Source organism: Pseudomonas helvetica, assembly GCF_039908645.1.
Taxonomy (GTDB): Bacteria; Pseudomonadota; Gammaproteobacteria; order Pseudomonadales; family Pseudomonadaceae; genus Aquipseudomonas; species Aquipseudomonas helvetica.
Genome location: NZ_CP150917.1, coordinates 578,200 through 589,358 on the forward strand (window position 1 = coordinate 578,200; position 11,159 = coordinate 589,358).

The window sequence follows — 11,159 nt, forward strand, 5'->3', positions numbered from 1 at the left end:
CCTGTGCCGCGCCGGGTCTGCTGTGGTGCAGGGCAAGGCGCGAGGAGCGCGGTTTGGTCATTCCAAATAAGCTCCGAGCAACGCTGCCCTGCGCCACAGCAGGCCCGGCCCTTCGGGTTGTGCCTGAAAGCGGGTCAGACTGCGTTGCAGTCCTTGGCAAGGAAACGACCCTTATCTGCGGACTGCGCCTTGCCTGGCCCGCTTTCAGGCGACAACGCGGCACAGGAAATAATTGATGACAGGCCCTAGCGGTGGCTAAAGCTGTGCAGGGCTTTTTCGATGCACTGTGCGGTTTTGCCGAAGGCTTGCACGGTGATTTCCGAAAATGGACCGCCGCCCTGGTCCGCCACGACCAACATGATCACCCGGCCATTGTTGACCAGTGAGCGCAGCAGCAGGTGCTCGCCACCGAACAGTGCGCGCAGGCTGGCAGGCAGCAAGGCTGAAAACTGTGCGTTGTTGACTGGCGTCAGCCGCACCTGAGCCTGTTGCGAGAGCAAGCGTTGCAGCACGGTGCTCTGGCTGACCACAAAGTTCAGCATCGCGGCTTCTTTAGGCAGGCCGTGAATCTGGTGCACGCGCAATTGGCTGTGCGTGCGATCAGCCATCAGAATCATCACCCGACGCATGCCGCAGGCAACCAGCGCGTCCCGGGCGAAGGTGGTCAGGTGCATGGCATTGGTAAAGCGGCTCGGCTCCGCCAGCAGTTCTGCGCATTGCTTGCGCCACTTTGTCAGGTCTTCGGCGGTGGGGGCTGGCGCCGGAAGCTGGCCGCGATGAAGGCGTCGCTCGTCCCACGGCCAGAGCAATGCCCCGGCGGGATGCCAAAGGTCCGGCATTGCATGGTTGCGGGCGCTGAGTGCGGCTTGCTGGTGCAGTTGCTGCTGGACTTCGTCCATCGGCATTTGCAGGTAGAGGCTGGTCAGAAACTGCCAGCGCAGGCAGTGAGGGCTGCTCCAGGCTTGCTGTGCCGATAACGCCAGGCCGTTGGCCAGCAATACCGTGTTGGCCGGTTGGTTGAGCCAGCGGCGCAGCGTCGGGTCGTCATCAAGGCGGTTTTGCTGGCGCAACGGGTGCTCGGCGTCGCGGGCGATATGCACGACTTTCGCCAGCTCGCGTTGTTCATCCAGCAGCAATCGATAGCCTTGTCCTACCCAGATGGGCAGGCGCCAGACTTCCACCAGTGCCTGGCCGAGTTCCAGCAGGCGTACGCCGAACAATTCTTTTTCGACCTTGCGTGCTGGCTCGCGCTTGTGCAGGACCCGCAGTTCCCAGTCTTCCAGCAGTTGCGGGAAGGTCAGGGCCAGTGGCCAGAACGGCGAGAGGAACAGCAGGCTCCCCCAGTGGATGTCCTGCCAGAGCCGTGCCAGGCGACTGGCAAAAAAACCGTTGGCCTGTTGGGTCGCGTGCAGGCTGATCAATTGAAGTTGGCGCAGGGCCGGCGGGATTTCGTTCTCGGGCAGGGCGGGCAGGCGTGCGAGCAGTTCTTCGGTGCGCTTGAGACCTAGGCGGTTGATCGCCACTTCCAGGTTCTCGCTGGGCTCGCTCATGCTGCCGTGGGTGTGGCGATTGGCTTCGCGGATGACGCTGAGGGCCAGGGCCGGGCTGCCTTGCATCAGTTCGGCAATATCGCGCAACGAGCTGCGATTGTCGGCGATAGCCTTGCAGACGCGATCATGGCTGGCTCGCGGCACGGGCAAGGTTACGCCATCGAGCAGCTTGACCCAGCCTTCGAGTGTGGTCGGTCTAGCAGTTGGAACGGTCGTTTCATTAGCCATGGTTGGGCGCGATCATCGTCTGCATTAAACACGCCCGGAGCGGGCCAAATTAGCTTTTCGCCTTAACTGGCTATAGTCTGGCGCAGTTTTGCCGATAAGTAGAAGAAGAGATTTTTTAACTTCCGAATATGACCTTGAACCCGACTTAAGTAAGTACCTTCTACCTATGGCTAAAATTATCGGCATCATCGTCGTATTCGCGAGCGTGCTCGGCGGATACGTGCTTTCCCACGGCAAGATTGCCGCCCTGATTCAGCCTTTCGAGGTGATGATCATCGGCGGTGCGGCGCTGGGTGCATTCCTTCAGGCCAACCCCGGTCATATGACGATGCACGTGCTCAAGAAATCCTTGGGCATGTTCAGTTCGCGTTTCAATCACACCTTCTACCTGGAGGTGCTGGGCCTGATCTACGAGATACTCAACAAGAGCCGTCGCGAAGGCATGATGGCCATTGAAGGCGATATTGAAGACGCCGCTGCCAGCCCGATTTTTGCCAAGTACCCGGCGGTTCTCAAAGACGACCGCATGACCGCGTTCATCTGCGATTACTTGCGCATCATGTCGTCCGGCAACATGGCGCCGCATGAGCTTGAGGGCCTGTTCGACATGGAACTGTTCAGCCTCAAGGAAGACCTCGAGCACCCATCCCACGCGGTCAACGGTATCGCCGATGCCATGCCCGGCTTCGGTATCGTTGCGGCGGTACTGGGTATCGTGGTGACCATGGCCTCGCTGGGTGAGGGCGATCAGAAGTCCATCGGTCTGCACGTAGGTGCCGCACTGGTCGGTACCTTCTTCGGTATTCTCGCGGCCTACGGTTTCTTTGGCCCGCTGGCGCACTCCCTGGCTCACGATGCCAAGGAAGAGCTGAACATCTACGAAGCCATCAAGGCTTCGTTGGTGGCTTCAGCTTCCGGCATGCCGCCATCGTTGGCGGTGGAGTTCGGGCGCAAGGTTCTGTATCCGGCACACCGTCCAAGCTTCGCTGAGCTGGAACAAGCGGTTCGCGGTCGTTAGTGCTTTGTCTTGCAAATACGCTCCTTTTTTGGCGAGTGTCTGTTGTTGCCAGACAAGGCGCCGCGACGAGTCATAGCCCGCTATGGCGAGGAGCGGCAACGCCGTATGGCGACAACAGGCACCGCCAGAAAGGAACAGTATTTGTGAGACAGAGCACTTAACATGGAAAATAATCAGCCGATAATCATCAAGCGCGTCAAGCGCATTGCTGGCGGGCATCACGGGGGCGCGTGGAAAATTGCCTTCGCTGACTTCGCGACGGCAATGATGGCGTTCTTCCTGGTGCTGTGGCTGCTATCCACCGCCACACCGGAACAGAAGATTGCCATTGCCGGTTACTTCAAGGACCCGATCGGCTTCTCTGAAAGCGGTACGCCGTTCATTATCGACCTGGGCGGCACGCCGGTGCTGGCGCCGGACAAGACTCTCAACCCCGAGGTCAAGTCGCAGCCGCAACCGGACAAGGTCACCGTCGATACCGAGCAGGTCGAAGGCATGGCCGAACAGGTCGAGCACGAGCGTCTGGAACTGTTGCTGCAAGAGCTGCAGAACAAGGTCGAAGAAAACCCGCAGCTGCAGAAGTTCAAGGATCAGATTCTTTTCGAAATCACCCCGGATGGCTTGCGCATCCAGATCATCGATTCCGAAAATCGGCCAATGTTCGACTCCGGCAGTGCGCGCTTGAAACCGTACTTCGAAGATATTCTGCTGGCCATGGCTGACACCATCAAAGCGGTGCCGAACAAGATCAGCATCGGTGGCCACACCGACGCCAAGCCTTATGCGGGCACCGGTGAATTCGGCAACTGGGAGCTTTCGGCCAACCGTGCCAACGCCGCTCGCCGGGCGTTGGTCGCGGGCAGCTATCCGGAACAGCAAGTGGCGCGGGTGGTGGGTTACGCTTCGTCGACGTTGTTCGATCGCAAAAATCCGCTCAATCCGGTCAACCGCCGCATCGACATCGTCGTGCTGACCAAGAAGGCCCAGCGCGCCATCGAGGGTGAACAAGGCGCGGAACCGGCACCAACACCGATACCGGGGCAGGGCGCTCCGAGTGAGGTGCCGGCCATCCCTGCCGATCCGAACGCCTTGCCGGCGGACAAGGAACCCTTGCCGGCACATGAGCTTCGGGAACGCTTGAACCTGTTCGACGCTCCGGCACCGAAAGCCGGCGACCTGGCCAAACCGGCCGGGCCACCCAAGCAGTGACCCAATAAAAAGCCGCGATGATCGCGGCTTTTTATTGTCTGTCGGTGCGCCAGTGGGCACTCAGCAGCCTTCAGTATCGGGGCTGCTGAGCGCTCTGGTTAATAGCTGGTTTCGGGCAAGCTGGCGATGATCGAGCGGTAGCTGTTCATGCGCTGCTGTTGCACGCGGCCTTCTTCCAGTGCCTTGAGCAGGGCGCAACCGGGTTCGCGGTCGTGCTTGCAGTCGCGGAAGCGGCAGGTGCCGATCAAGTCGTTGAACTCGATGAAACCGGCTTCGACGTCGGCACGGCTGACATGGCCCAGGCCGAATTCCCGAATACCCGGGGAATCGATCAGCTCACCGCCGCCGGGGAAGTGGAACAACCGCGCGGTGGTGGTGGTGTGGGTGCCCTGGCCGGACAGCTCGGACAGTGGGCCGACACGGGTTTCGACTTCCGGCAGCAGGCTGTTGACCAGCGAGGACTTGCCGACGCCGGACTGACCAACGAACACACTGATGCGCCCGTCCAGTTGTTCCTGCAACTGCTCCATGCCATTGCCATGGTGCGCCGAGACTTCCAGCACCGGGTAACCCAGCGTGCGGTAGACCGCTAGCAAGGCATTCAGCGCCGGGGCATTCTGCTCGTCGATCAGGTCGAACTTATTGAGCAACAGCAGCGGGCGAATACCAGCGTGTTCGGCAGCGACCAGGTAGCGGTCGATCAGGTTGGCATGAGGTTCGGGGAGCGGGGCGAAGACGATCACGATCATGTCGACGTTAGCCGCTACCGGCTTGAGCTGGCCACGACTGTCGGGACGGCACAGTTCGGTTTTACGCGGCAATTGCGCGACGATGACGCCGATGCCCTGGTTGCCGGCACGCCAGACCACCTGGTCGCCGGTCACCAGCGCAGGCAGGTTGGCCCGCAAATGGCAGCGGAACACCTGGCCGGCCAGTTCGCCGTCGCGGGCTTCGACCTCGACCTGAACGCCGAAGTGAGCGATCACCAGGCCGGTCTGCTCGGGGCCAAGGTCGCCGCCCTCGAGCGCTTCGACGGCGGAGGATTCGCGTTTGGCGGCGCGTGCAGCGCGCTCACCTTGAATCTTTTCGATGCGCCAGTTTTGACGACGATTGAGTTGGCGTTTGGCCATGGGTGTTCCGTGTGGATAATGCAGCGATTAGGTAAAACGGCCGCGAGTTTAGCACGCCCCGAGAGTCCTCTAGGCTAAACTGCATGCCTACGCCGAGGAGCCGACACATGCAAAACCCGCAGAACCTGATTTGGATCGATCTGGAAATGACCGGTCTGAACCCTGACACCGATGTCATCATCGAGATGGCCACTATTGTCACCGACAGCAATCTCAACACCTTGGCCGAAGGCCCGGTCATCGCCATTCACCACAGCGACGAGATCCTGGCGGGCATGGACGAGTGGAACACCCGTCAACACGGTGGCTCCGGCCTGACCCAGCGGGTACGCGACAGCCGCATCAGTATGGCTGAAGCGGAAGCCCAGACCATCTCCTTCCTGGAAAAGTGGGTGCCGAAGGGCACGTCGCCGATCTGCGGCAACAGCATTTGCCAGGACCGGCGCTTCCTCTATACGCACATGAAGGCGCTGGAAAGTTACTTCCACTACCGCAACCTCGACGTCTCGACCTTGAAGGAACTGGCCGCACGCTGGGCTCCGGACGTACGCGACAGCTTCAAGAAGGGCAGCACGCACCTGGCGCTGGACGATATCCGCGAGTCGATCGCCGAGTTGCAGCACTACCGCACGCATTTCATCAAGTTCTGATTGAATGATATTGGGGGGGCTAATGTGGCGAGGGAGCTTGCTCCCGCTCGGCTGCGCAGCAGCCGTAAGTCTGGCAGCTACGGTTTATCAGGCAGCCTAGGTTGGGAGTGCTTCGCACTCCAGCGGGAGCAAGCTCCCTCGCCACGGGGTTTATATTCGCTCACCGCCCTCTTTTGGTGCCCCGGCGATCTGAGTAGACTGCGCGCCTTCCCGTAAGGACCGCCGCCATGTTGTTGATGCTCTACCTGATTGCCATTACCGCTGAAGCCATGACTGGCGCGTTGTCTGCCGGTCGGCGTGGCATGGACTGGTTTGGCGTGGTGCTGATCGCCTGCGTGACGGCGCTGGGCGGTGGTTCGGTGCGTGACGTGCTGCTCGGGCACTATCCGCTGACCTGGGTCAAACACCCGGAATACCTGGTGTTGACCTCGGCTGCGGCAATGCTCACGGTCTTTACCGCACGCTGGATGCGCCATCTGCGCTCGCTGTTCCTGGTACTCGACGCCGTAGGGTTGGTGGCGTTTACCCTGATCGGCTGCATGATTGCGCTGGAAACGGGCCACGGCATGTTGGTGGCGTCGGTCAGCGGGGTGATCACCGGAGTGTTCGGCGGCATCCTGCGCGACATTTTCTGCAACGACATCCCGCTGATCTTCCGTCGCGAGCTCTACGCCAGCGTCTCGTTCGCTGCCGCGTGGTGCTACATGCTCTGCCTTTACCTGCAATTACCCGACGAACAGGCGATTCTGATCACCTTGTTTGGCGGCTTCCTGCTGCGCTTGCTGGCGATTCGTTTCCACTGGGAAATGCCCAAGTTCGTCTACAACGACGAAGCCTGACACCAGAGCTCCTACGCGAGTCCGTGTTGTTTCAGCGCCCATTGCACATGCTCGCGTACCAACTCCGATGGGTAATCGGCCCGCGCCTTCAGGGCTTCCAGCACCGGAATCGTTGAAGGCGCATTGCCAAGTCCGACGGCCAGGTTACGCAGCCAGCGTTCATAACCGGCGCGGCGCAGCGGCGAGCCTTCGGTGCTGCTCAGGAATTTGTCTTCATCCCACATGAACAGTTCGGCCAACTCGGCGTTGTCGAGGTTGTGTCGCGGTTTGAAGTCGCTTTCGCCGGACGGACGGGCGAAGCGGTTCCACGGGCAGACGATCTGGCAATCATCGCAACCGAACACCCGATTGCCGATCAGTGGCCGCAAATCTTCGGGGATCGCGGTTTTCAGCTCGATGGTCAGGTACGAAATGCAGCGGCGGGCGTCCAATACATAAGGGCCGACAAAGGCCTTGGTCGGGCAGATGTCCAGGCACGCCGTGCAGCGCCCGCAGTGCTCGGTGCTGTGGGGCGGGTCGACCGGCAGCGGCAGGTCGACGAACAGCTCGCTCAAAAAGAAGTAACTGCCGGCCTTGCGGTTCAGTACCAAGGTGTTTTTGCCGATCCAGCCGAGACCCGCCTGTTCGGCGATGGCTTTTTCCAGCACCGGGGCGCTGTCGACGAAAGCCCTGTAGCCGAAGGGGCCAATGACCTGCTGGATCTTCTCGGCCAATTGCTGCACGCGTTTGCGGATCAGCTTGTGATAGTCGCGGCCCAGGGCATAGCGCGAGACGTAGGCTTTTTCCGGTTGGCCCAGGCGCTTGGCCATTTCAGTGTCGCCCGGCAGGTAGTCCATGCGCAGTGAAACCACCCGCAATGTGCCCGGCACCAGTTCTTCCGGGTGCGAGCGTTTGCTGCCGTGGGCGCCCATGTAATCCATTTCGCCGTGGTAGCCGGCTTCGAGCCAGCGCTCCAGGTGTTGTTCATGCTCAGCCAGGTCCAGACCACTGATGCCGACTTGTTGAAAACCCAACTCGCGGCCCCAGTCCTTGATCGATTGGGCGAGAGCAGGAAGATCTGTGGTAATTGCAGGCATGAGACAGGGGAAACCGGAGCTGAGGTGCGTATAATTCTGCCAGACATCGGAGCCTGAAGACGCATGCCGCAGACAAAACACCATTTACCCGACGCACTGTACAGCGCCGCACAGGTCCGGGCGCTCGACGCGCGGCTGATTGCGGCCGGGACAACGGGCTTCGAATTGATGCATCGGGCTGCCCGCGCCACGTGGCGAGCGTTGGTCCGGCACTGGCCGACGGCCACTGAGCTCAGTGTGTTGGCGGGCCACGGCAATAACGCCGGGGACGGTTATCTGGTGGCGGTACTGGCGTTGCGTGCCGGTTGGCAGGTGCGAGTGCTGGCGGTGGTTGAACCGTCGCGCTTGCAGGGCGATGCCGCGCTGGCATATGCCGAAGCGCTGGCCGCCGGGGTTGTCGTCGAGGCCTGGTCACCTGCCATCGAACTGCGTGGGGTGGTGCTGGATGCGCTGCTGGGTACCGGCCTGAGCGGTGAGGTGCGCGAACCCTATGTTGCCGCGATCGAGGCGATCAATGCCTGTGGCCTGCCCGTTGCGGCGGTGGATATCCCGTCCGGTCTGTGCGCCGATACCGGGCGAGTCCTCGGGGTTGCGGTTCGGGCCGACCTCACCGTGACGTACATCGGCCTCAAGCTTGGGCTGTTCACCGGCGATGCGGCGGATCAGGTGGGGGAGTTGCAGTTCAACGATCTGCAAGCCGACCCGCAGATCGTTGCTGAAAGCACCGTCAGTGCCTATCGCCTGAATCCAGACAACCTGCCGCGCCTGGCAGCTCGGGCACCGAGCGCTCACAAAGGCCGATTCGGTCACGTCCTGCTGATCGGTGGCGATCGGGGTTTCGGCGGTGCCATTCTCTTGAGTGCCCAAAGTGCCCTGCGCAGCGGCGCGGGCATGGTGTCTCTGGCGACCCGCAGTGAACATGTACCGGCCGCATTGGCGCGGGTGCCCGAAGTCATGGTGCTGGGCGTTCACTCGGCCAACCAACTGATGGACCCGCTCGGTCAGGCCAGTGTGCTGGTGGTCGGACCGGGGCTCGGCAAGGGCGCGTGGGGTCGCAGTTTGTTGTCGGCAGCGGCCAACGCCCCGTTACCGCAGGTCTGGGACGCCGATGCGCTGAATTTGCTGAGCCGGGGTGATGTGCGCCTGCCAAAGGATTGCGTGATCACTCCGCATCCGGGGGAGGCGGCGCGGTTATTGGGGGTTTCCACGGCCGAGGTTCAAGCCGATCGCCCCGCCGCGGCCCATGCATTGAGCAAAAAATACACAACCACCGTCATTCTCAAAGGGGCCGGCAGCCTGATTGCCAGCCCTGATGGTCGTTTGGCGCTGTGTCATCAAGGCCACCCGGCCATGGCTGCCGCGGGTCTGGGGGATGTGCTGGCCGGACTGGTCGGCGCCTTGCTGGCCCAGGGCATGAATGCATTCGATGCAGCTTGCCTGGCGGTCTGGCTGCACGCCAACGCCGGCGAGCGTGAAGGTAAAACGGGCCGTGGGCTGGCGGCCAGTGATCTGATTCCCGCCATTCGTCAGTTGCTGGAGGAGCAAGCACCGTGTCTGAAGTAACCCTGTATCTGGCCAATGAAGACGCCATGGTCGCGTTGGGCAACCGTATCGCTCAAGTGACCAAAGGGCACGGCATCATCTTTCTGGACGGTGACCTTGGGGCGGGTAAAACCACCCTGTCGCGGGGCATTATTCGCGGTTTGGGGCATGTTGGCGCAGTAAAAAGTCCGACCTTTACCTTGGTCGAGCCCTACGAGATCGGCGACATTCGCGCCTTCCATTTTGACCTGTATCGACTGGTCGATCCGGAGGAGCTGGAGTTTCTTGGCATTCGTGACTACCTCGAAGACGATGCACTGTGTCTGATCGAGTGGCCCCAGAAGGGTGCAGGCTTTTTGCCAAAGCCCGACCTGACCATTACCATTAGCCCGCATGACAGCGGGCGTTCGCTGAATCTGTCGCCCCAGGGTTTGCGTGGCGAGTCTTGGTGTGCCTCTTTGGCATTGGAATTCAAATAAATGATGGGGTTAGGTATGCGCTTTCGCGCGTTGGTTGCTGTCGTAGGAATGCTGCTTACGGCACTGGCCGTCGACGCTGTGGCCGCGACAAAGGTCAACAGTGTTCGCTTGTGGCGGGCGCCGGATAACACCCGACTGGTGTTTGACCTGTCCGGCCCGGTCCAGCACAGCGTCTTTACCCTGACGTCCCCGGATCGTCTGGTGATCGACATCAATGGCGCCGTCCTTGGCGCGCCGCTGAAGGTCTCTACCGCCAATACCCCGATTACCGACATGCGTTCGGCTCAGCGCACGCCGACCGATCTGCGGGTGGTCATCGACCTGAAAAAAGCCGTTACCCCGAAGAGCTTCGTGCTGGCGCCGAATGCGCAGTACGGCAATCGCCTGGTGGTCGACCTGTTCGACAACGCCGCCGATGCCGCGCCACCGCCCGCACCGACCCCGGCCCCAACCGTTGCCACTGTGCCAGCGGTACCGGTGGCTCCGGTTGAGCCGGCAATCAAGCTGCCGCCTGCTCCGGCCGGTAAGCGCGACATCATCGTGGTCATCGATGCCGGACACGGCGGCGAGGATCCGGGGGCTTCCGGTTCCCGTGGCCAGCACGAAAAAGACGTGGTGCTGGCCATCGCTCGCGAGCTGCAGCGCCAGGTCAACGGCATGAAAGGCTTCCGGGCCGAGCTGACCCGTACCGGCGACTACTTCATTCCATTGCGTGGCCGTACCGAGATCGCCCGCAAGAAGGGCGCCGACCTGTTCGTCTCGATTCACGCCGACGCGGCACCCTCCGCTGCAGCGTTCGGCGCTTCGGTATTCGCCTTGTCCGAGCGCGGCGCAACGTCCGAGACCGCGCGTTGGCTGGCCGACAGCGAAAACCGCTCCGACCTGATCGGCGGTGCCGGCAACGTCAGCCTCGACGACAAGGACAAGATGCTTGCCGGCGTACTGCTTGATCTGTCGATGACCGCGTCGCTGACTTCCAGCCTGAACGTCGGCCAGAAGGTCTTGAGCAACATTGGCCGGGTCACCTCGTTGCACAAACAACGCGTCGAGCAGGCCGGATTCATGGTGCTGAAGTCGCCGGACATTCCATCGATCCTGGTGGAAACCGGGTTTATCTCCAATGCCAACGAAGCCTCGAAACTGGCGGCGTCCGGTCACCAGCAAGCGCTGGCCCGTTCGATCAGCGCGGGTGTGCGCCAGTTCTTCCAGCAGAACCCGCCACCGGGCACCTACATCGCCTGGCTGCGTGATTCCGGCAAGATCGCCCAGGGGCCGCGTGACCACACGGTGCGTCCGGGTGAAACCCTGGCGATGATCGCGGTGCGTTATCAGGTCTCGCCGGCGACTCTGCGCAGCGCCAACGGCCTGCAATCCGACGAACTGAAAATCGGCCAGCACCTGAACATCCCGGGCACCGAATTGGCGGCCAAGGAATGAA

The 11,159-nt window shown here is 61.5% G+C and carries 10 protein-coding genes; 7 read left to right on the plus strand and 3 right to left on the minus strand.

From position 1 onward, the window contains the following. Positions 1-245: 245 nt before the first annotated feature. A complete protein-coding gene (locus AABM55_RS02510; protein ID WP_054595341.1) occupies positions 246-1,778 on the minus strand; it encodes an HDOD domain-containing protein in 1,533 nt (510 codons plus the stop codon). 166 nt (positions 1,779-1,944) lie between these two features. Here AABM55_RS02510 and motA point away from each other — a divergent pair, with 166 nt between their 5' ends. Both motA and motB read left to right on the plus strand, forming a co-directional pair. Next, positions 1,945-2,796 carry a flagellar motor stator protein MotA gene (motA, locus tag AABM55_RS02515; RefSeq protein ID WP_054595342.1) on the plus strand — a complete coding sequence of 284 codons (852 nt, stop codon included), beginning with the start codon at positions 1,945-1,947 and terminating at the stop codon, positions 2,794-2,796. A gap of 162 nt (positions 2,797-2,958) precedes the next feature. Beyond that, complete coding sequence (gene motB / locus AABM55_RS02520; protein WP_347928736.1) at positions 2,959-4,005, plus strand: flagellar motor protein MotB; 1,047 nt, start codon at positions 2,959-2,961, stop codon at positions 4,003-4,005. Positions 4,006-4,103: 98 nt separating this feature from the next. Here the strand turns inward: motB and rsgA are convergent, their stop codons facing one another. Beyond that, a complete protein-coding gene (gene rsgA, locus AABM55_RS02525) occupies positions 4,104-5,135 on the minus strand; it encodes a small ribosomal subunit biogenesis GTPase RsgA (protein ID WP_054595344.1) in 1,032 nt (343 codons plus the stop codon). Positions 5,136-5,242: 107 nt separating this feature from the next. On the opposite strand from rsgA, the gene orn reads away from it, so the two are divergent. Both orn and AABM55_RS02535 read left to right on the plus strand, forming a co-directional pair. Next, positions 5,243-5,785: an oligoribonuclease gene (gene orn / locus AABM55_RS02530; protein ID WP_347928737.1), complete on the plus strand. Its 543-nt coding sequence runs from the start codon at positions 5,243-5,245 to the stop codon at positions 5,783-5,785. 227 nt (positions 5,786-6,012) lie between these two features. Continuing rightward, a complete protein-coding gene (locus tag AABM55_RS02535; protein ID WP_054595346.1) occupies positions 6,013-6,624 on the plus strand; it encodes a trimeric intracellular cation channel family protein in 612 nt (203 codons plus the stop codon). An 11-nt stretch (positions 6,625-6,635) separates the two neighbouring features. On the opposite strand, the gene queG is transcribed toward AABM55_RS02535, so the two are convergent. After that, a complete protein-coding gene (gene queG / locus AABM55_RS02540; RefSeq protein WP_347928738.1) occupies positions 6,636-7,700 on the minus strand; it encodes a tRNA epoxyqueuosine(34) reductase QueG in 1,065 nt (354 codons plus the stop codon). A 63-nt stretch (positions 7,701-7,763) separates the two neighbouring features. Between queG and AABM55_RS02545 the strand changes: the two genes are divergently transcribed. The 3 genes from AABM55_RS02545 to AABM55_RS02555 are packed head-to-tail and all read left to right on the plus strand — an operon-like array spanning position 7,764 to position 11,158. Next, the gene (locus AABM55_RS02545) at positions 7,764-9,263 is read left to right on the plus strand and encodes an NAD(P)H-hydrate dehydratase (protein WP_347928739.1); all 1,500 of its coding nucleotides are present in this window, start codon (positions 7,764-7,766) and stop codon (positions 9,261-9,263) included. Then, on the plus strand, positions 9,251-9,721 hold the full coding sequence (gene tsaE / locus AABM55_RS02550) for a tRNA (adenosine(37)-N6)-threonylcarbamoyltransferase complex ATPase subunit type 1 TsaE (protein WP_054595349.1): 471 nt from the start codon (positions 9,251-9,253) through the stop codon (positions 9,719-9,721). The genes AABM55_RS02545 and tsaE overlap by 13 nt, the downstream gene beginning before the upstream one ends. Beyond that, a complete protein-coding gene (locus AABM55_RS02555; RefSeq protein ID WP_054595350.1) occupies positions 9,722-11,158 on the plus strand; it encodes an N-acetylmuramoyl-L-alanine amidase in 1,437 nt (478 codons plus the stop codon). It abuts the gene before it with no gap. The last annotated feature ends 1 nt before the right edge of the window (position 11,159 follow it).

Bases quoted from the DNA above. Each gene is read 5' to 3' on its own strand.
- queG (WP_347928738.1), bottom strand. From the start codon at position 7,700: ATGCCTGCAATTACCACAGATCTTCCTGCTCTCGCCCAATCGATCAAG.
- AABM55_RS02545 (WP_347928739.1), top strand. From the start codon at position 7,764: ATGCCGCAGACAAAACACCATTTACCCGACGCACTGTACAGCGCCGCA.
- rsgA (WP_054595344.1), bottom strand. From the start codon at position 5,135: ATGGCCAAACGCCAACTCAATCGTCGTCAAAACTGGCGCATCGAAAAG.
- AABM55_RS02510 (WP_054595341.1), bottom strand. From the start codon at position 1,778: ATGGCTAATGAAACGACCGTTCCAACTGCTAGACCGACCACACTCGAA.
- motA (WP_054595342.1), top strand. From the start codon at position 1,945: ATGGCTAAAATTATCGGCATCATCGTCGTATTCGCGAGCGTGCTCGGC.
- AABM55_RS02555 (WP_054595350.1), top strand. From the start codon at position 9,722: ATGATGGGGTTAGGTATGCGCTTTCGCGCGTTGGTTGCTGTCGTAGGA.
- AABM55_RS02535 (WP_054595346.1), top strand. From the start codon at position 6,013: ATGTTGTTGATGCTCTACCTGATTGCCATTACCGCTGAAGCCATGACT.
- motB (WP_347928736.1), top strand. From the start codon at position 2,959: ATGGAAAATAATCAGCCGATAATCATCAAGCGCGTCAAGCGCATTGCT.
- orn (WP_347928737.1), top strand. From the start codon at position 5,243: ATGCAAAACCCGCAGAACCTGATTTGGATCGATCTGGAAATGACCGGT.